This is a genomic window from Sulfitobacter sp. 1A13421 (genome assembly GCF_043557285.1).
GTDB classification, from domain to species: Bacteria; Pseudomonadota; Alphaproteobacteria; order Rhodobacterales; family Rhodobacteraceae; genus Sulfitobacter; species Sulfitobacter faviae.
The window spans coordinates 61,803-80,451 of the sequence record NZ_JBIFFQ010000007.1; the positions used below are offsets into that span (position 1 = coordinate 61,803).

Genomic DNA, 18,649 nt, shown 5'->3' on the forward strand with positions numbered 1-18,649 from the left:
CTAGGTCGTGACCGTCATCTGGGTGGCCAGCAGCAGGTTCGTCTCGCTTGAGCTTACCCCCTGAATGCGGCGGATTTGGCCCAGCACGCTGTCGAGTTCTTCGACGGTCTCCGTCCCCGTCTCGACAATCAAATCCCATTTGCCATTGGTTGCGTGGATCGCCTGCACCGCGGGCATGCCTGCAAGAATGCGTTTGATCCGGTCGGTGCCCGCGCCTTCGATGGCCAAGAGCGTATGGCCCCGGATCGGGCTGTGGCGCATGTCTTCTTTCAGGATCAGCGTGAAGCCCAAAATCGCGCCTGAGCTGACCAGACGTTCGACCCGCGCCCGCACCGTCACCCGCGACAGGCCGGTGGTGGCGGCCAGCGCGGAATAGGACATGCGCGCGTCGCGGCGCAGTTCCGCGATGATCTTGTTGTCGATCTCGTCCATCAGCTTCCCGTCTTTTGCACGGGGCCATGTTTACGGCAGCGCGGGCGGGCTGGCCAGTCTTCGCAGATGCGCAATTGACGACGCCCGGGAAACCCATAATCTGCCGCGGAAAGGAACACTTCCATGCAAAGCCGCGCGCCCCTGTTCACCCCGGTCCTGATGGTCGGATGTATCATCATCATGGTCAGCTTCGCCGTGCGGGCCTCCTTCGGCGTGTTCCAGATCCCCATTGCCGAGGAATTCGCATGGGCGCGCAGCGAGTTCTCCCTCGCCATCGCGATCCAAAACCTCGCTTGGGGCATCGGGCAGCCGATCTTTGGCGCGCTGGCGGAGAAGATTGGCGATAGGCGGGCGATTATCATCGGGGCGGTGGTCTATGCGGTGGGGCTGCTCTTGTCGGCCAATTCCGCGACGCCGATCGAGCACCAGACCTATGCCTGGCTCGTGGGCTTCGGCATCGCGGGTACTGGCTTTGGCGTGATCCTCGCCGTGGTGGGGCGGGCGGCCTCAGACGAGAACCGCTCAATGGCGCTGGCGATTGCCACGGCGGCGGGCAGCGCGGGCCAAGTCTTCGGCGCGCCGGTGGCGGAATGGATGCTGAGCTTCATGTCATGGCAGATGACCTTCGTCAGCTTCGCGGGGGTGATCCTGTTGATGCTGCTCACGCTGCCGATGATGCGTGCGCCTGCGATGGCGAGCCGGGCCGAGCTTGAGGAATCGATGGGCCAGATCCTCGGCAAGGCCTTCCGCGATCCCTCCTATACGCTGATCTTTCTGGGCTTCTTTTCCTGCGGCTACCAACTCGCCTTCATCACCGCCCATTTCCCGGCCTTCGTGACCGAAATGTGCGGCCCGATCCTTGCGGGCGGCGTGCTACACAACATCGGCATCACCACCACCTCGGCGCTCGGCGCGGTGGCGATCTCGCTCATTGGTCTGGCCAATATCGCGGGCACGCTGCTGGCGGGCTGGGCGGGCAAGCGCTATTCCAAGAAATACCTGCTGGCGGGGATCTACGTCGGGCGCACAGTGATTGCCGCGGCCTTCATCATGTTCCCGATCACGCCGATGACGGTGATCCTGTTCTCTGTGGGCATGGGCGCGCTCTGGCTCGCCACGGTGCCGCTGACCTCCGGCCTCGTCGCGCATATCTACGGGCTGCGCTACATGGGCACGCTCTATGGGATCGTCTTTTTCAGCCACCAGCTGGGCAGCTTCCTCGGCGTCTGGCTGGGCGGGCGCATGTACGACATCTACGGCAGCTATACCGGCGTCTGGTGGGTGGGCGTGGCCGTGGGGGCCTTTAGCGCCGTGGTGCATCTGCCGATCCGCGAGAAACGGCTGGAAGGGCTGGTGACCGCTTAACGCGCCCGCCAGCTTTCCAGAATATGCCGCGCGGTCATAAGGTCCAGATGCGCGCCGCCGCCGTTTTTGAACAGGGTGATCTCATCGTCGTTTTGCCGAGTGAAGCGCGCAAGGTCGTAGTAATCCGCGACTAAGTGGTCGCGGGTGATGGTGCCTGCCTCAAGCGGGATGTTGATCTCTCCGATATGGCCGATGGTGGTGTCGAAACTGTCGACGAAGATGCGGGCGCGCAGCAGCGCCGTGTCGTCGACCTCGCGCATGTCGGGGCGGTAGGCGCCGATGAGATCGACGTGCTGGCCGGGTTGCAACCAATCGCCCTCGATCAGCGGGTCGGTCGACATGGTGGCAGAGGTGACGATATCTGCGGCGCGCACGGCTTGCTCCAGATCGGTCGCCACGTTGATCTTGAGCTCTGCGGCCATGGTCTCGGCGTTTTTCGCGGTGCGGTTCCAGACGGTGAAACGCGCCTGCGGGAAGACGGCGGAATAGGCCGCGTGCAGCGCCCGGCCTTGGGTGCCCGCGCCGACGATCAGGATGTTCTCGCTGTCCGGTCGGGCCAGCCGACGCGCGGCCAGCAGGCTGTCGCCCGCGGTCTTCCACTTGGTGACAAGGTGGAAGTCCACGATGGCGGAGAGCGTGCCTGTGACATCATCGAAAAGCGAGACGCCGCCGTTGACCATCGGCACCTCGCGGTCCGGGTTGCCGGGGAAGATCGTGGCGGATTTCACCGCGATGCCCAGCCCGTCGATCCATGCCGCGCGGCTTAAGAGCGTGTCCTTGCCGCGGTAGAGGAACGTGTCGACGATCTCGGCCTTCGGCAGGTCGTGGCCCGCGGCCAGCGCATCGGTAAGCGCGATCCAATCCAGCAGCGCCTCGCCCGCGTCGAAGGAGATGTTCGGAATGTCGGTCATGCGGCCTCCTCGCGGCTCAGCAGGCCGGCGGCGACCAGACGGTCGGCCCAGCCCTGCGGCCCGGTGAAATGGTGGGTTTGCCAGCCCCGCGCGGCGGCGGCGGCGATGTTGTCGGCGCGGTCGTCGGTGAAAAGCAGGGCTTCGGGCGGCAGGTCGCTGCCCTTTTCCACGGCCTCGTAGATCGAGGGCGCGGGTTTGATCATGCCGAGGTGGCCGGAGATGAAATCACGGTCGAACTCGCGCAGGAAAGGGTAATGGGTCGCGGCCAAATCATAGCTTTGAATGCCGAAGTTGGTGAGCGAGAAGACCGGGATGCCACGCGCTTGCAGCGCATTCTTCAACCGCAGGGAGTGGTCGATCACCGGGGCGGCCATCTCGATCCAGCGGTCGTGCCAGAGGCGGATTTCATCGCCCCACTCAGGCGTCGCCTCGGCCATGGCATAGATCGTGTCGCGGAAATTCTCGCCGCTGTCGACGCGGTCGTTCATGCCGTGCAGGTCCACGGCGTCGAACATGGCGCGGCGGCGATCTTCGCCGATGACACTGTCGTAAAACCGCTCCGGTTGCCATTCGATCAATACGTTGCCGATGTCGAAAACGACCGCCTGTGGTGTCATATCACTTGCCCTAACAATTGCTTAACGCGGGCCTACCCCCGCGCCGCCGCGCGCAGTTCCCGCTCCAATGCTTCGAGGAAACGGGAGCGGTCGGCCTTTGTAAACCCCTTGCCGCCGCCTTGGCGGAAGGGGTCGGCGGCGCGCAGGTCGGCCATCAGGTCGCGGGTGGCCAGCACGTTGCCGATGTTGCGCGCGGTCAGCGCCTCGCCGTTGTGTTTCAGCACCCTTGCGCCCGCCTCGACGCATTTGGCGGCCAACGGGATGTCCCCCGTCACCACCACGTCGCCCGGCCCGCACCGCTCGGCGATCCACATGTCGGCCACATCGGGCCCGTCGGGTACGATCACGACTTCGACCAGCGGGTTCTGCGACAGACGCAGCCCGCCGTTGGAGACGAGGAACATCTTGATCTTGTGCCGGGTCGCCACCCGCTCGGCCTCGCCCTTCACGGGGCAGGCGTCGGCGTCGATGTAAAGCGCGGTCATGGCTCAGCCCGCGTAGAGCGCGTCGGCATGGAAGGCGACGTGATCCTCCATGAAGCTTGCCACGAAGAAATAGCTGTGGTCATAGCCCGGCTGCATGCGGAAGCTGCCCTGCTGACGTTTTGCCGCCATGGCCTCGGCCAAGGCTTCGGGCATCAAGAGGTCGAGGAACTGGTCGCTCGCCCCTTGGTCGATCAGCACGGGCCCGTCGAAGCCCTTTTCGCGCATCAGGAGCGTGCTGTCGTGTTTCGTCCATGTGCTCTCGTCGGACCCGAGATAGGCGGTGAGCTGCTTCTTGCCCCAGTCGCTCGCCGTCGGGTGGGTGATCGGCGCGAAGGCGGAGACTGAGAGGAAGCGCCCCGGCAGGTTCATCGCCAGCGTCAGCGCGCCGTGCCCGCCCATGGAATGGCCGGTGATGCCTTGACGCTCCATATCGAGGGCGAAGTTTTCGCCGAGCAGGGCGGGCAGTTCCTCGGCCAGATAGTCCCACATCTGGTAATGCGCCGCCCATGGGTCTTGGGTCGCGTTCACATAGAACCCCGCGCCTTTGCCAAGGTCGTAAGCGTCATCATCGGCCACAGCTTCACCACGCGGGGAGGTGTCGGGGAAGACCAGCGCGATGCCATGCTCCGCGGCCCAAGCCTGCGCGCCCGCCTTGGTCATGGCGTTTTCATGGGTGCAGGTCAGCCCCGAGAGATACCACAGCACCGGGACCGGGCCGTCCTGCGCCTCGGCGGGGAGAAACAGGCCGAATGTCATGTCGCAGCCGCAGGTGTCGGAGGCGTGGGAGTAGACCCCCTGCGTGCCACCGAAACAGGCGTTTTTCGAGATGGTTTTCATGGCAGCGTTCCTTTCGAACTTGAGTGTGTCACAGGGCCGAGACCCAGCCTACGACAAGGCTGACGGTCACGATACTGACCGTGGTTGAAACGAGAATGGCGGCAGAGACCCGCTGAGGGGCGACGCCGTAGTGTTGGGCCAACATATAGACATTGCCTGCGACCGGGAGAGAGGCGGTGGCGATGATAACCCCGGCTTTGTATGGGTCGACGCCGAAGAGAAACAGTGCACCAAAGGCTACGAAGAGCGGGTGCAGCACCAGTTTGCAAAAGGTCAGCCAGCCCGCGATCTCGATCCGTTCGGCGGATTTAGAGGCCAGCGAGGCGCCGATGGCAAAAAGGGCACCGGGGGTGGCAGCGCCGCCAAGGATGGCCAGAAATTCGTTCAGCGGCACGGGGATCGGGATGCCGAAGCCGGACCAGAGGAAACCGAGTGTAATGGCGACGATCATCGGGTTTTTCAGCAGGCCGATCCCGACGATCTTGAGCGTCGCCAGCCGCAATTGCCCCTCGCGGGAGCCGGTGATCAGGATCACGATCAGGCTGGAAAAGATGATCATGTCGACGGTCAGCGCCAGCAGCACTGGGCCGATGGCATCCGGCCCTAAGAGCAGCGTCAGCATCGGCACGCCCAGAAAGCCGGTGTTGCCGATCACGGCGCATTGCGCCTCGATCCCGTTGGTGGCCACATCGAGCCCGCGCAAAAAGCCGACTAGGCTGGCGATGGCATAGACGAAGGCCGTCCCCCAGAGGTAGGCGGCGACAAGGCGGCTGTCCCAGACCTCGGCCAAGGACAGATTGGCGGAAAAGCGGAACAGCATCGCCGAGAGGGCGAAGTAGAAGACGAATTTGGTGAGATAGGCCGTCGCTTCGGCAGAGAAAAACCGCGTGCGCCCGGCCCAGTAGCCAAGGCCGATCAGCGCAAAGAACGGCAGGGTTTTCAGGAAGATCGCGACCATGGGTCAAGCATTAGCCAGCCCGCCCTTGGGGTGCAATGGGGCAGGGGCTTAGGCCTTGGCCGAACCGATCGGCACCACCCGCGCGCTCATGGGGTTGCGGCCAGCGGGAACGCCCCGGGCGGCTCCGTGATATCGCTGCCCCAGCAGTCCTATCGGCAGGTTCCAGCAAGGGCAAAGCGCCCGGCCCTTGGCGGGGCGGGTCAGGGAGCTACCTGTTGCGGGATGGACGCCACGCGAAGAACGAGGTTTGGAATATGAGAGTAGTTTTCTTGGCACCCCTAGTGCTGGCCGGATGCGCTGAATTATCGACAGCGCCGGTGCAGAACCCGATCCCGGCCCCCGCGCCTGCGGCCACCACACCCCCGCCATCGCCGGAACCCGAGGCCCCGGCGCGGTCCGAAACCCCCAGCAGCCCGGCCAAGCCCAAACCGCTGCCGGAGTCGGTCGTGAACGCGGTGAACGACAGCTCCAGCCCCTCTGAAGATGACGGGCAAGAAGAGCTTGCCGCCGCCGAGCGCCCGACCGACACCTGCAAAGAAGGCAGTTGGTGGGGGCTGATCGGTCGCCCGAAATCGGCGGCGAGCATCGTCTCCGAGCCCAAGCGCGTCTATACAGAGGGCGACCCGGTGACGATGGACGCCAATCCCAACCGCACCAACATCGTCTTGGACGCGGAAGGCAAAATCGCCAAAGTCACCTGCGGCTAGGGTCTTTCCCTAGCCCTTGGGGCGGTTGTCGAGAATACGCACGGCTTTGCCCTCGGACCGGGCAACGCCGCCCACGTCCATGACCTCAACCGTGACCGAGATGCCGACGGTCTGTTTGATCTGCGCCGACAGCGCTTTGATCGCGGCGGCCCGGGCGTCGGTGGTGATGCTGGCATCCGCGCATTCGCACAGCACGCGCATCTGATCCATCCGGTCGGGGCGCGAAAGTTCGATCTGGAAATGCGGGGCCAAGCCGGGCGTGGCCATCAGCGCCTCTTCGATCTGGGTGGGGAAGACGTTGACGCCGCGCAGTATAATCATGTCGTCACTGCGCCCGGTGACCTTTTCCATCCGCCGCATGGAACGCGCGGTGCCCGCCAGCAGACGGGTCAGATCGCGGGTGCGGTAGCGGATGATCGGGAAAGCCTGTTTCGTGAGCGAGGTGAAGACCAACTCGCCCATTTCGCCATCCTCCACAGGGGCGCCCGTCTCGGGGTTGATGATCTCGGGGTAGAAGTGGTCTTCCCAGATGTGCAGCCCGTCCTTGGTTTCCACGCATTCCATCGACACGCCGGGGCCCATGACTTCGCTGAGCCCGTAGATGTCGACCGCATGCATGTCGAAGGCCTGCTCGATCTCCTGCCGCATGGCGTTGGTCCAGGGTTCGGCCCCGAAAATGCCGACTTCGAGCGAGGATTGACGCGGGTCGATGCCCTGTTTGGCAAACTCATCCAAGATCGACAGCGCGTAGGAGGGGGTGACCGTGATGCCCTTGGGGGCGAAATCTTCGATCAGGCGCACTTGGCGCGGGGTCATCCCGCCCGAGATCGGCACGGTCGACAGGCCAAGCGCATCGGCGCCGAGGTGGATGCCCAAGCCGCCGGTGAACAGCCCATAGCCATAGGCATTGTGCAGCATGTCGCCCGGGCGCATCCCCGCCGCGCGCAGGGAGCGGGCGACGACTTGCCCCCAGTTCGCCAGATCGTCCTTGGTATAGCCCACCACGGTCGGCTGCCCGGTGGTGCCGGAGGACGCGTGAATGCGCGCCACCTGATCGCGCGGCACGGCGAACATGCCAAAGGGGTAATTGTCACGCAGGTCAGTCTTTACCGTGAAGGGAAAGCGCGAAAGATCGGAAAGCTGTTTCAGATCATCGGGATGCACGCCCGCATCGTCGAAGCTTTGCTTGTAGAAAGGGACGTTGTCATAGGCATGGCGCAGGGACCATTTCAGTCGGTCCAATTGCAGGGCGCTGATCTCGTCCCGGCTGGCGATCTCAATCGGGTCGAGCGTGTCCTTCGCGGGGGTCAGGTCTTTCATCAGGTCGGCTCCTCCTCGGTAAATAACTGGCCTTTAATGCTGCGGGACAGCCCGCGAAACAGGGCCACGACACGGTCATCCTCGCCCGTGACGGTCACGTCATAGATGCCCGACCGACCGCTGCGCGACACTTCGCGTGCGGTGGCAGTCAGCCGCTCCTCCGGCTGGCCGGGGCTGAGATAGGTGATTTGGTTCTGCTGGGCGACAGTGGTCTGGTTGTAGCTGTTGCAGGCAAAGGCAAAGGCGCTGTCGGCCAGCGTAAAGATGAAACCGCCATGACAAATCCCATGCCCGTTCAGCATGTCGGGGCGCACCGACATCGACAAAACCGCGCCGCCGGGGGTGACCTCGTCGATCCGCATGCCCAATCCGGCCGAGGCGGAATCTCGGGCGAACATCACCTTGGCACATTTGCGGGCGCGGGCGTCTGGGGTCATTCCGTCATGCCTTTGTGTTTCATTTTCAAGATTGGTTGCACAATTCTGTAACGCTTTCAAGAAATTTTGAGCCGCGCTTTCGGCCATCTCAGGGCTTGATTTGGCCCCCGCCAGGGTCAACTGTAAAGCCATGAGCATAGAGCCCCCATCGCCGATCACGGCTTTCGAGCGCCCTGCCGAACAGGTCGCCTTTCACCGCACCGAACTGTCGCTGATCCTATCGCTCTACGGGCGTATGGTCGCGGCGGGGGAGTGGCGTGACTACGGGATTTCGCACCTTAAGGACGTGGCCGTCTTTTCGGTCTTTCGCCGCACGGCTGAGATACCGCTTTACCGGATCGAAAAGCGGCCCAAGCTGCGCAACCGGCAGGGGATGTATGCGGTGGTGGGCACCGGCGGGCAGGTGCTGCGCCGGGGCCATGACCTGAAGGCCGTGCTGCGCGTGTTGGAGCGCAAGCTGATCCGCGCAGTAGATTAAACGCCGGGCCGGCGATGTGCCGTCACCGGGCCGTCACCGCCCGCTTTGATCCGGGCGATGGCCTCGGCGATGTTTTCATAGCTCACGGCCATGGCGTGGGCATTGGCGTGGATCATCGTCTCGCCGTCCACCACCAGCGCGACATGGCCTTTCCAGAATAACAGATCATTGCGTTGATAGGCGTCGCTGACGGGGGCGCCCACCGTCTTCTCTTGCTGGTCGCTGTCACCGGGGCAGGGGATGCCGCAGGCCCGCAGCGCCGCCTGCACGAGGCCCGAACAATCGATCCCCCAACGGCTGTTGCCGCCCCAGAGATAGGGCGTGCCAAGGAATAGCGCGGCGATCTGCGCGGGGTCGGCCTCATGGCTCTCGACGGCGGCAAGATGGCCGCGCGGAATGTGCCCCTGCGGGGTTTCGGCGAAATCCTTGGTCTCTGCCGTGACCGTGACGCGCGCACCGTAGCTGAGGCTCAGCAGGTCCGGCGATTTCAGATCGGCGTCGCGATAGGCATGGGTGGCAGGAACGCAGACGCGGTGGGTGGCGCTGCGCGGGATGCCGAGGGTGCTTTGCAGAACATGCCCGCAATAGCCATCCTTTTCGGCCTGCACATAGGCCCAGCCCGACGCCTCATGCAGCACGGTCACCTGCTCGCCAAACAGCAGCTGCCGGTCGCGCGGCCCGTCGGGGCGGCGGCAGAGATCGGCCACCGGCACCGCGACCTGTGCGGCGCGGTTCTGGGTCGCAAGTGCCGGGTCAGGGGTAAGACGCGGATCGCTCATGGTTTCAACAACGCGGGCAGGGCGGCATAGATCGCGCGGGTGCCTTGGCCGGTGCCGCCTTTCGGGCGGGCGGGGGCGTCGGCAGGTTGCCAGCCGTAGATGTCGAAATGCGCGTATTTGCTGTCGGTCACAAAGCGGCGCAGGAAGAGCGCGGCGGTGATCGACCCGGCAAAGCCGCCCTTGGGCGCGTTGTCGAGGTCGGCGATGCCGGGCTCGATCAGCGCCTCGTAGGCGTCGTGGAATGGCATCCGCCAGACCGGATCGGCAGACCCGGCAGCGGCGCTTTCCAAAGCCGAGACGAAGGCGGCGTCGTCACTGTAATAGGGCGCAAGGTCCGGCCCCACGGCCACCCGCGCGGCCCCGGTGAGCGTCGCCATTGAGATGATCTGATCGGGCTTGTCCTCATCCGCCAGCGCCAGCGCATCGGCCAGCACCAGACGCCCTTCGGCATCGGTGTTGTTGATCTCAACCGTCAGCCCCTTGCGCGAGGTCAGGATATCGCCGGGGCGGAAGGCATTTCCCGAGACGGAGTTCTCTACCGCCGGGATCAGTACGCGCAGCTGCACCTCTATGCCGGTGGCCATGATCATATGCGCCAACCCCAGCACGGCGGCGGCCCCGCCCATGTCCTTCTTCATCAGTGCCATCGAGGCGCCGGGCTTCAGGTTCAGCCCGCCGGTGTCGAAACAAACGCCCTTGCCCACCAGTGTCAGCTTTGGCCCCGCGTTGCCCCATGTCATGTCGATCAGTCGCGGCGCGCGGTCGGCGGCGCGGCCCACGGTGTGGATCATCGGCAGGTTGTTTTCCAGAAGGGCATCGCCGGTGGTTACCTCGATCTGCGCGCCATGCCGCTCGGCCAGTTTGCGCGCGGCGGCTTCAAGGTCGGGCGGCCCCATGTCTGAAGCGGGTGTGTTGATCAGGTCGCGGGTCAGCATCTCACCCGTGGCCAACGCGGTGATCTGTTCGACGTCGACCCCCTCGGGCGCGACGAGGCGGGCAGTCAGCGGGGACTGCTCGCGGTAGCGGTCAAATCGGTAGCCCGCCAGCAGCCAACCGAGCGCCTCTGTCGCCGCCTGATCCGCGGGCAGGCCGCTTTCGATCCGGTAATCTCCGGCAGGGAGTTTTGCCGCGGCGGCGGCGAGGTGAAAGCGGCCCCGGCGGCGGGCGGCTTCGGACCCATAGCCTGCGAGTGCCATGACCGGCGCACCTTCGGCCCCCGGCACGACAAGCGCCTGACCAAGGCCGCCCACAAAGCCGCTGGCCTTCACCCATGCCTGCACAGCGCCGGGCTGATCGGCAAGCCAGCCTTCAAGCGCGGTCTCGCTCAAGACGTGAAGCGGCAGGGCATTGGCGGAGGGGGCGGCGAATTCGGCGGACATGACAAACCTTTGCAAATCTGGATTTGCGCGCAGCCTACCTTTTCCATCGCCACCCGCAAGCGATCAGATCGTGATCTCGGGCAAGTCCCATATCGCGGTCAGCGACCGTTCGCCGCTGCGGATCAGGCGCGACAGGGTGGCCGCCGTGGCGATGTCATCCCCGGCGTCGATACAGACCATCACATCCGCCGCCACCCGAGCGACGAGCGCCATGCCGATTTGATCGGCGATGGCGATCAAGCGGTGCACGCTTTTGCGCAGCCCGGCGCGGTCTTGGCCCTCATGGAGCCTTTTGCAATGGGACAGGCGCAGGGCCAATTCCTCCATCGCGCGGCAGAGGACATCTTCGGCCCCCACCTCACCCAGTTGTGTGTAGAGCAGCGCCAGCCGCTCTTGATCGACGCAGACCTGTTCGGTCGGGCGAATTTGCATAAGTTGCATTCCAGTCATCCTTCGATCGCCCCCACGGCCTAGGGGCAATATGGCGCATGAAGGTGTGCAAAGGGTTGCGATGATTGTGCCTTTTCTCTCGAATTCGTATGGCATTTGCGCTATCTGCGCTAAAACCGCATCACGCTTTAGGGGACGTTTACACATGGACAAGGCCAAGGCTCTGCCGTCGTATCTGTTGCAACGCTATCAGGGGTGGAAGGCGACCGGCTATGCCGAGAACCAAACATGGTATCGCCGATTGGCCGCCGAGGGGCAGCGCCCGCGTGCGATGGTGATCTCCTGCTGCGACAGCCGCGTGCATGTGACCTCGATCTTCGGGGCGGATCAGGGGGAGTTCTTTATCCACCGCAACATCGCCAACCTTGTCCCGCCCTATGAGCCGGATGGCAAGCAGCACGGCACCTCGGCGGCGGTGGAATATGCCGTCAACGCGCTGAAGGTCGCGCATCTGATCGTGCTGGGCCATTCCAGTTGCGGCGGCGTGGCGGGCTGCATCGAAATGTGCAAAGGCAACGCGCCCGAGCTTGAGAACCAAGACAGTTTCGTGGGCCGCTGGATGGACCTGCTGCGCCCGAAATACGAGACGGTGGAAAAGGTCGAAGACCCGGCAGAGCAGCAGCTTTTGCTGGAGCGTCAGGCGGTGCTAACCTCGCTCGAAAACCTGATGACCTTCCCGTGGATCAAGGAAAAGGTCGAAGACGGCACGCTGAGCCTGCACGGCCTGTGGACCGACATCGGCGAGGGCAGCTTGGAATATTATGACGCCAAGGCGCAGAAATTCGAGCCGGTCTGACGCTTGCGCAGACAGATGGCAGAGACGAAAAAGGGGGCCGCTTGGCCCCCTTTCTTATTCCTAAGCTGGGGCTGAACCTCAGCCCTTTTTCAGCACTTCGCGGCCCAGCAGCTCGGCGATCTGTACGGCGTTCAGGGCGGCACCCTTGCGCAGGTTGTCGCTGACGCACCACAGGTTGATGCCGTTGTCGATGGTGCTGTCCTGACGGATGCGGCTGATGAAGGTGGCGAAATCGCCGACGCATTCCACCGGCGTGACGTAGCCGCCGTCTTCGCGCTTGTCGATCACCATGATGCCCGGCGCTTCGCGCAGGATGTCGCGGGCTTCGGCCTCATCGAGGTGGTCTTCGAATTCGATGTTGATCGATTCCGCATGGCCCACGAAAACCGGCACGCGCACGCAGGTCGCGGTGACCTTGATCGACGGGTCGACGATCTTCTTGGTCTCAGCGACCATCTTCCATTCTTCCTTGGTCGAACCGTCTTCGAGGAAGACGTCGATATGCGGAATCACGTTAAAGGCGATCTGCTTGGGGTAGACCTTGGCCTCGTAATTGTCGGTCGGGTTGTAGACCGATTTGGTCTGGTCCCAGAGCTCGTCGATGGCCTCTTTGCCCGAGCCGGAAACCGACTGGTAGGTGCTGACCACGACGCGCTTGATCTTGGCGCGGTCATGCAGCGGCTTCAGCGCCACGACCATCTGCGCGGTGGAGCAGTTGGGGTTGGCGATGATGTTCTTCTTGGAATAACCGTGCACGTCTTCGGGGTTCACCTCCGGCACGATCAGCGGCACTTCGTTGTCGTAGCGGTAGAGCGAAGAGTTATCGATCACCACGCAGCCCGCTTTGGCAGCGGCGGGGGCGTATTTCTTGGTCGCTTCAGAGCCCACGGCGAAAAGCGCCATGTCCCAGCCGGTGAAATCGAAAGTGTCGAGGTCTTTGGTCTTGAGGGTCTTGTCCCCGAAGGTGATCTCGGTCCCGAGCGAACGGCGGCTGGCAAGAGCCACGATCTCGTCCACGGGGAACTGACGCTCCGCAAGGATGTTCAACATTTCACGGCCCACATTGCCTGTGGCACCGACGACGGCGACGCGATAACCCATTTGATTACTCCAGTCTGTCCAATTTAATTTGACGCCATTTAACGTGCCTGCGGGGCATTGGCTAGGGCCAGCCGCGTGAGGGCGGGGCAGGGCGGTGCTTTGCCGGGGTCAGAGAACCTTGATCACGTCCTTGTTGATCGCCAGCATATAGCCGCGGCGGGCGATGTTCTTGACCAGCAGTTCCGACACCAGTTGGTTGCCAAGCGTGTCGCGCAGGCGTTTGATCCGCGTGGCGCCCGCGGCCTCATCACAGTCGGCAGGGCTGCGGCCCGAGATCATGCCTTCGATCTCGGAGCCCGAAAGCACGTCATCATCCATCCGCGCCTCGGCAAGGACCGACATGGTCTCCATCGCGGCGGCGGTCAGTTTGAAGCCGAGGTTGTTGAGATAGACGGTATTCTCTTCCCGGCTGATCAGCAGAGAGTTCACTTGAATGCCCGTCCGCTCAATCTGCGCCATGCGGCGGTTGAAGCCGATCAGCATGAACAAAAACACCATCGCCGCGACCAGCATGGCGCTGGCAAAAACCAAAAGCACGACGATCACGATGCGGTAGCTGGCCAAAGTCTCGGAAAAGGCGGTGCCGGACTGGGCGAGGATTTCCAGCAGCTTGATCTCGGCCTGGGTGGTCAGATCGTCGTTCTCGATAAAGATCCGCTCGACCCGGGCGTTAAAGACGTTCGCATCCGGCAGCGCCCAGAGCAGCACAAGCGCCCCGACCAAAAGCACGGCGACCACGGCGGCGATGCCACCGATCACGAAACGCCCGCCAAATCTGCGCATGTCAGAAGCGGAGGTAGAATGTTCCTGCACTGTCTTTCCTTTGATCCAAGCCTTCGTCCCCGAAAACAGACAGCACATTCAACAATGTCCAGCCCTCCGCTGCAAGACGCGGCGTGAGTTCGGTTTCGGCGGAGGCTGGCTCACAGGCCCCGGAGATCTGCGCCACCCCATAGTGAAGGCGCAGCGGATTGTCTTGCTTGGCCTTGTAATCGGCAAAGCATCCGGCTGTTGCCGCGGCGGGCAGGGCCAGAACGACCGCTAGTGCGGTCAGCAAGGAGAGACATGGGTTTTTCATATGTTTTTAATGCGCTTTTGCCCGCTGATATTCAATAACCAAGGCGTTTTGAGCGCCTTGTTATTGGATAACGACCCCCTGTTATTGCCTGTCTTTGGCCCTCATCCCAATTTGGTGGCACCAACAGACACACGAACCGATACGCGGCCCCCGAGTTATGGCCGCAGAGGATCAAGGGCGCAGCAAAACGCGCCGATAACGAGAAGGGACCAGACCCATGTACCGCAAGTTCATTGCTACCATCGCCGCCCTGTCGGTTGCCATCACTGCCTTTGGCGCCCGCCCGGCTGCTGCCGATGAAAAAGAGGTGCTGCGCACGCTCGCCGCGATTGCGGGTGTCGCGATCGTGGGCAAGATGATCTACGACAACAACAAAGAGCGCAAAGAGCGTGAGACCGTGACCCGCCGCCGCGCCGCGCCGGTCTATGAGGCGCCCCGGTATTACCCGACGGTTTCCAAGCGGCCCCATCCGCGCCCCTATGTTGACCCGCGCCCCGCGCCGCGTCGCGGCGACTGGACCCGCCCTGAGCGCGACCGTACCACCTACCCCGAGCGTGAAGTGCGCCCCCTGCCTGAGCGCGTGGACCGCAAGCTGCTGCCGCAGCAGTGCTTCCGCAGCTATGAGGGCGATGAGGGCAAGGTCATGATGTTTGGCGAGCCCTGCCTTGAGAAAAATTACTCCTATGCCGATCGCCTGCCCCGCTACTGCGCCAAACGCGTCAGTACCGCCGAGGGCGCGCGCTATGGCTATGACGCCCGCTGTCTGCGCGACTCGGGTTACAGCTTGGCGCGTCGGTAAATCCGGCGTGCCTTGACCGAGCGGCACGTCCCTGTCGCTCGGGTTTTGAAAGGGGGGGTGTTCGGGCGCCTCCCCTTTCTCTTTTTTGTTGCACCTTTTGGGCGCATGCGGTTTCACCAGCCCCATGATACCTGACTATGAACTCGAACGCGGGGCGATGACCCGCGGCTTTCGCACCATCGCCGGTGTGGACGAAGTGGGCCGTGGCCCGCTGGCCGGGCCGGTCACTGCCGCTGCCGTGGTCTTTGCCGAAGGGCAGATCCCTCAGGGGCTGAACGATTCCAAGAAACTGACCGCCCGCGCCCGTGAAAAGCTTTATGAAGAGATCATGTCGGTCGCCGTGGTCTGCGTGGCCCATGCCACGGTCGAAGAGATCGAGGAACACAACATCTTGCGTGCCAGCCATCTGGCCATGACCCGCGCCTTGGCCGGTTTGGCCTGCAAAGCGGACTATGCGCTGATCGACGGCAATATGCTTCCGCGTGATTTGGCGCTGCCCGCGCAACCTGTGGTGAAGGGCGATGCGCGCTGTCTGTCGATCTCGGCGGCTTCTATCGTTGCGAAAACCGTGCGCGATAACCTTATGGTGGATTTGGCGCAACAGCATCCGGGTTACGGTTGGGAAACCAATATGGGCTATGGCTCGAAAAGCCACATCGCCGCCCTGCAGGATCTTGGTGTCACCCCACACCATAGACGTTTGTTCAAACCGGTACACAATATCTTGTATCAAGCCAATTTGTTAACCGATTGATTCAAAAAAGAAATTGACCACGATTCTCTGATGGCTCATTTTATCCACAACCAATGAGTGCTTAAGCGCCGGGTAATGAGGCAGAGATATGAAAACGATGACAAAGGGCGCCGCGGCGCTTCCCTTGAACACTATTGTTGCGGGCGATTGCATTGAGGCAATGAACGCCCTCCCAGCAGAATCGGTGGATCTGATCTTCGCGGATCCGCCCTACAACTTGCAGTTGCGAGGTGATTTGCATCGCCCCGACAACTCCAAGGTCGATGCAGTCGATGACGAATGGGACCAATTCGCCAGCTTCAAAGCCTATGACGAATTCACCCGCGCATGGCTCAAAGCCGCGCGGCGTCTGCTCAAGCCCGATGGCGCAATCTGGGTGATCGGCAGCTACCACAACATCTTCCGCGTCGGTGCCGCGCTTCAGGATCAAGGCTTCTGGATCCTCAACGACGTGGTCTGGCGCAAGTCCAACCCAATGCCGAACTTCCGTGGCAAGCGTTTCACCAATGCCCATGAGACGATGATCTGGGCAGGTAAGAGCGAGAACAGCAAATACACCTTTAACTACGAAGCGCTGAAGGCGCTGAACGAAGGCATACAGATGCGCAGCGATTGGGTGCTGCCGATCTGCACCGGCCACGAGCGTTTGAAGGATGAGTCGGGCGACAAAGCGCATCCGACGCAAAAGCCCGAAAGCCTGTTGCACCGTATCCTCGTTGGCTCCACCAACCCCGGCGACGTGATCCTCGACCCGTTCTTTGGTACCGGCACCACCGGCGCCGTGGCCAAGATGCTGGGCCGCGATTTCATCGGGATCGAACGTGAGGAAGCCTATCGCAAGGTGGCCGAAAAGCGGATCTCGATGGTGCGCAAATTCGACAACGAAGCACTGCAAACCACCACCTCCAAACGCGCCGAGCCGCGTGTGCCTTTCGGCCAGTTGGTCGAGCGCGGCATGCTGCGCCCGGGCGAGAACCTCTATTCCATGAATGGCCGCCACAAGGCCAAGGTCCGTGCCGATGGCACCCTGATCGGCAGCGATGTCAAAGGGTCGATCCATCAGGTGGGCGCCGCCTATGAGAAAGCCCCCAGCTGCAACGGCTGGACCTATTGGTGCTACAAGAAAGACGGCAAGAATGTCCCCATCGACATTCTGCGTCAGCAGATCAGAGCCGAGATGGCGAACTGATCCACCCCGGATAATCGAACACCGCCGGCACCCGTGGCCCCTCTGCGTGAGGGGCATGCACACGGGTGCCTACCTTGACCCCGCCCGATGGCGGGGTTTTTTTTGAATCAGCCTGTAAGGCTGGCCTAATGCATCTGCCGGTTGCGGCCTTGTAGCGCGCGCAGCGCAGCGGCGAGGTAGCTGGCATCGAAATCGCATTTATTCACCACATAGAGCACCCCGGCAGAGGCGGCTTTCTCCCACATGACCGGAGAGGGCCAATCGCTGAGCATGATGACGGGGGTTTGAGCGTGGCGATGATCACAGGCCAGTTCCAGCGCGAAATTCGCGCCTAGCCCATCGGGCAGGTTGTTGTCGAGCAGGATCAGCGCCTTGTCACCGGCGCTGAGCGCCCGGCGTGCCGCTTCGATGCTGGGGGCGAATTCGACCCGCATCCCGCCATAGGCGCGGGCCAGAACGCGGCGCAGTCTTTCTCGGTCAAACTCACTGTCTTCGACGATCAGACAGGTGCCATCATAGGCCGCCCGCGCGGGCGTTTGCTGGTGCTGCATCAGTACCACTCCACTGGTAACAATCGCAGCTTTTCTGGCAGGCAAAGTTTAACTTTGCGTTGCCGTGATCAGAGACGGGGCAGGGGATTGCTCGCCTTGTTGTAGGCTTTCCAATCGGTAATCTCGGGGTAATACATCTCGCGCCATTTGCGCACCCGCGGGTTCATGACCCGCCGCCACAGCGGCGGCACCATGGCGGCCATGGTCATCACCGGATAGCCATAGGGAAGCTGCGGCGCGTCGCCCGTGCCATAGGTTTGCAAGACCGGGAAGCGCCGGTCGGGTTTGTAGTGGTGATCGGAATGGCGTTGCAGGTTGATCAGCAGCCAGTTGCTGGCCTTATGTGCCGCGTTCCACGAATGGCGCGGTTGGACATGTTCATATTTTCCGCCGCCCAGATGTTTGCGCGTCAGCCCGTAGTGTTCGATGTAATTGACCAGTTCCAATTGCCAGATCGCCACCCCGGCTTGAACAAGGAACAGGCCCAGCCCGCTCCAACCGCCCAAGATCAGCGCCAGCAGCAAAAAGGTGGCTTGCAGCGCCCAGTATTTGAAAAAAGGATTGCCCGGATCGGTCCAAGGCAGCCCCTTGCGGGCCAGCATGTTCTTCTCCGCTTGAAAGGCCGAGGTCAGCGACTCGCGCAGTACGCGGGGGTAGAAGCGATGGAACCCTTCGTTGTAGCGCGCTGTCACCGTGTCGCGCGGGGTGCCGACATGGCGGTGGTGCACCAACAGATGCTCAGACCGGAAATGCGAATATAGCACCATGGCCAGCAGGATATCCGCCAGCCGCCGTTCGGTCTTGTTCCGCTGGTGCATCAGCTCATGGCTGTAGTTGATCCCGATGGTGCCGGTGATGACGCCGACGCCAAAGAACAGAAAGATCCGCTCTGCCGTGTCCAGATGCCCGGCGCGTGTGGCGTAGTAGATCAGGCCAAAGACGGTGAGGAATTGCAGCGGGGTCCAGAGCAGGGTGACAAGGCGGTACCAATAAAGGTCATCCTCCGTCGCCTCCAGGTCGGCGTTGTCGAGGTTCAGCCCCAGCACCGCGTCGAGCATCGAAAACAGATACCATGTCACCAGCGGCAGCAGCGCGATGGTCCAGCCGCCCTGCGCCGCACAGAACCACGCCAGCGGGATCAGTAGCAGGGACATCCAGAAAGGCAGGGCGCGCGACAGACGGGCGAGGTCTTGGGCGGCGATGATGCGGTTGGCCATGGGGCACCT

Annotated in this window: 23 protein-coding genes; 7 read left to right on the top strand and 16 right to left on the bottom strand. The window is 62.8% G+C overall.

Annotated elements, in window-relative coordinates; translation table 11 throughout:
• Entirely contained in the window at positions 1-432 is a 432-nt protein-coding gene (locus ACGYLI_RS13220; protein ID WP_067262523.1) for an Lrp/AsnC family transcriptional regulator, read from the bottom strand.
• Positions 433-555: 123 nt separating this feature from the next.
• Between ACGYLI_RS13220 and ACGYLI_RS13225 the strand changes: the two genes are divergently transcribed.
• Positions 556-1,797, top strand: a complete 1,242-nt coding sequence (locus ACGYLI_RS13225; RefSeq protein ID WP_394419544.1) for an MFS transporter — start codon at positions 556-558, stop codon at positions 1,795-1,797.
• Here ACGYLI_RS13225 and ACGYLI_RS13230 read toward each other — a convergent pair.
• The 5 genes from ACGYLI_RS13230 to ACGYLI_RS13250 are packed head-to-tail and all read right to left on the bottom strand — an operon-like array spanning position 1,794 to position 5,605.
• On the bottom strand, positions 1,794-2,708 hold the full coding sequence (locus ACGYLI_RS13230; RefSeq protein WP_394419545.1) for an ornithine cyclodeaminase family protein: 915 nt from the start codon (positions 2,706-2,708) through the stop codon (positions 1,794-1,796). The two genes, ACGYLI_RS13225 and ACGYLI_RS13230, sit on opposite strands and share 4 nt — an antisense overlap.
• Positions 2,705-3,325 (bottom strand): HAD-IA family hydrolase, encoded by a 621-nt coding sequence (locus ACGYLI_RS13235; RefSeq protein WP_394419546.1) that lies wholly within the window; start codon positions 3,323-3,325, stop codon positions 2,705-2,707. The genes ACGYLI_RS13230 and ACGYLI_RS13235 overlap by 4 nt, the downstream gene beginning before the upstream one ends.
• A gap of 32 nt (positions 3,326-3,357) precedes the next feature.
• Positions 3,358-3,810 (bottom strand): YaiI/YqxD family protein, encoded by a 453-nt coding sequence (locus ACGYLI_RS13240; protein WP_394419547.1) that lies wholly within the window; start codon positions 3,808-3,810, stop codon positions 3,358-3,360.
• Positions 3,811-3,813: 3 nt separating this feature from the next.
• Positions 3,814-4,647, bottom strand: a complete 834-nt coding sequence (fghA, locus tag ACGYLI_RS13245; RefSeq protein ID WP_394419548.1) for an S-formylglutathione hydrolase — start codon at positions 4,645-4,647, stop codon at positions 3,814-3,816.
• 28 nt (positions 4,648-4,675) lie between these two features.
• Positions 4,676-5,605 carry an AEC family transporter gene (locus ACGYLI_RS13250; RefSeq protein ID WP_322328481.1) on the bottom strand — a complete coding sequence of 310 codons (930 nt, stop codon included), beginning with the start codon at positions 5,603-5,605 and terminating at the stop codon, positions 4,676-4,678.
• Between the two features lie 317 nt (positions 5,606-5,922).
• Between ACGYLI_RS13250 and ACGYLI_RS13255 the strand changes: the two genes are divergently transcribed.
• Complete coding sequence (locus ACGYLI_RS13255) at positions 5,923-6,312, top strand: I78 family peptidase inhibitor (protein ID WP_394419549.1); 390 nt, start codon at positions 5,923-5,925, stop codon at positions 6,310-6,312.
• Positions 6,313-6,321: 9 nt separating this feature from the next.
• Here the strand turns inward: ACGYLI_RS13255 and paaK are convergent, their stop codons facing one another.
• Together paaK and paaI are read right to left on the bottom strand one after the other, a co-directional pair.
• A complete protein-coding gene (gene paaK, locus ACGYLI_RS13260; protein ID WP_394419550.1) occupies positions 6,322-7,632 on the bottom strand; it encodes a phenylacetate--CoA ligase PaaK in 1,311 nt (436 codons plus the stop codon).
• The gene (gene paaI / locus ACGYLI_RS13265) at positions 7,632-8,069 is read right to left on the bottom strand and encodes a hydroxyphenylacetyl-CoA thioesterase PaaI (protein ID WP_394419551.1); all 438 of its coding nucleotides are present in this window, start codon (positions 8,067-8,069) and stop codon (positions 7,632-7,634) included. Before paaI ends, paaK begins: the two co-directional genes overlap by 1 nt.
• A 130-nt stretch (positions 8,070-8,199) precedes the next feature.
• Here paaI and ACGYLI_RS13270 point away from each other — a divergent pair, with 130 nt between their 5' ends.
• Complete coding sequence (locus ACGYLI_RS13270; RefSeq protein WP_209218493.1) at positions 8,200-8,547, top strand: DUF2794 domain-containing protein; 348 nt, start codon at positions 8,200-8,202, stop codon at positions 8,545-8,547.
• On the opposite strand, the gene ACGYLI_RS13275 is transcribed toward ACGYLI_RS13270, so the two are convergent.
• The 3 genes from ACGYLI_RS13275 to ACGYLI_RS13285 all read right to left on the bottom strand — a co-directional run bounded on the left by ACGYLI_RS13275 (position 8,544) and on the right by ACGYLI_RS13285 (position 11,146).
• Positions 8,544-9,326, bottom strand: a complete 783-nt coding sequence (locus ACGYLI_RS13275; protein WP_394419552.1) for a C40 family peptidase — start codon at positions 9,324-9,326, stop codon at positions 8,544-8,546. The two genes, ACGYLI_RS13270 and ACGYLI_RS13275, sit on opposite strands and share 4 nt — an antisense overlap.
• Positions 9,323-10,705, bottom strand: coding sequence for a leucyl aminopeptidase family protein (locus tag ACGYLI_RS13280; RefSeq protein WP_394419553.1), 1,383 nt, complete (start codon positions 10,703-10,705; stop codon positions 9,323-9,325). Before ACGYLI_RS13280 ends, ACGYLI_RS13275 begins: the two co-directional genes overlap by 4 nt.
• A 63-nt stretch (positions 10,706-10,768) precedes the next feature.
• The gene (locus ACGYLI_RS13285) at positions 10,769-11,146 is read right to left on the bottom strand and encodes a hypothetical protein (RefSeq protein ID WP_209218490.1); all 378 of its coding nucleotides are present in this window, start codon (positions 11,144-11,146) and stop codon (positions 10,769-10,771) included.
• Between the two features lie 154 nt (positions 11,147-11,300).
• Between ACGYLI_RS13285 and ACGYLI_RS13290 the strand changes: the two genes are divergently transcribed.
• On the top strand, positions 11,301-11,951 hold the full coding sequence (locus ACGYLI_RS13290; protein ID WP_209218489.1) for a carbonic anhydrase: 651 nt from the start codon (positions 11,301-11,303) through the stop codon (positions 11,949-11,951).
• 78 nt (positions 11,952-12,029) lie between these two features.
• On the opposite strand, the gene ACGYLI_RS13295 is transcribed toward ACGYLI_RS13290, so the two are convergent.
• The 3 genes from ACGYLI_RS13295 to ACGYLI_RS13305 all read right to left on the bottom strand — a co-directional run bounded on the left by ACGYLI_RS13295 (position 12,030) and on the right by ACGYLI_RS13305 (position 14,130).
• Entirely contained in the window at positions 12,030-13,052 is a 1,023-nt protein-coding gene (locus ACGYLI_RS13295; protein WP_067266005.1) for an aspartate-semialdehyde dehydrogenase, read from the bottom strand.
• Positions 13,053-13,160: 108 nt separating this feature from the next.
• The gene (locus tag ACGYLI_RS13300; protein ID WP_082852096.1) at positions 13,161-13,835 is read right to left on the bottom strand and encodes a hypothetical protein; all 675 of its coding nucleotides are present in this window, start codon (positions 13,833-13,835) and stop codon (positions 13,161-13,163) included.
• Between the two features lies 1 nt (position 13,836).
• Entirely contained in the window at positions 13,837-14,130 is a 294-nt protein-coding gene (locus tag ACGYLI_RS13305) for a hypothetical protein (protein ID WP_271688821.1), read from the bottom strand.
• 217 nt (positions 14,131-14,347) lie between these two features.
• On the opposite strand from ACGYLI_RS13305, the gene ACGYLI_RS13310 reads away from it, so the two are divergent.
• The 3 genes from ACGYLI_RS13310 (at position 14,348) to ACGYLI_RS13320 (ending at position 16,872) form a co-directional block, all read left to right on the top strand.
• Positions 14,348-14,929 (top strand): hypothetical protein, encoded by a 582-nt coding sequence (locus ACGYLI_RS13310; RefSeq protein WP_394419554.1) that lies wholly within the window; start codon positions 14,348-14,350, stop codon positions 14,927-14,929.
• Between the two features lie 124 nt (positions 14,930-15,053).
• The gene (locus tag ACGYLI_RS13315) at positions 15,054-15,683 is read left to right on the top strand and encodes a ribonuclease HII (RefSeq protein ID WP_394419555.1); all 630 of its coding nucleotides are present in this window, start codon (positions 15,054-15,056) and stop codon (positions 15,681-15,683) included.
• Positions 15,684-15,771: 88 nt separating this feature from the next.
• Positions 15,772-16,872: a site-specific DNA-methyltransferase gene (locus ACGYLI_RS13320; RefSeq protein ID WP_394419556.1), complete on the top strand. Its 1,101-nt coding sequence runs from the start codon at positions 15,772-15,774 to the stop codon at positions 16,870-16,872.
• Positions 16,873-16,997: 125 nt separating this feature from the next.
• Here ACGYLI_RS13320 and ACGYLI_RS13325 read toward each other — a convergent pair whose 3' ends face one another.
• Both ACGYLI_RS13325 and ACGYLI_RS13330 read right to left on the bottom strand, forming a co-directional pair.
• Positions 16,998-17,423, bottom strand: a complete 426-nt coding sequence (locus tag ACGYLI_RS13325; RefSeq protein WP_394409729.1) for a response regulator — start codon at positions 17,421-17,423, stop codon at positions 16,998-17,000.
• 68 nt (positions 17,424-17,491) lie between these two features.
• Entirely contained in the window at positions 17,492-18,640 is a 1,149-nt protein-coding gene (locus ACGYLI_RS13330; protein WP_271692876.1) for an alkane 1-monooxygenase, read from the bottom strand.
• Positions 18,641-18,649: the final 9 nt, after the last annotated feature.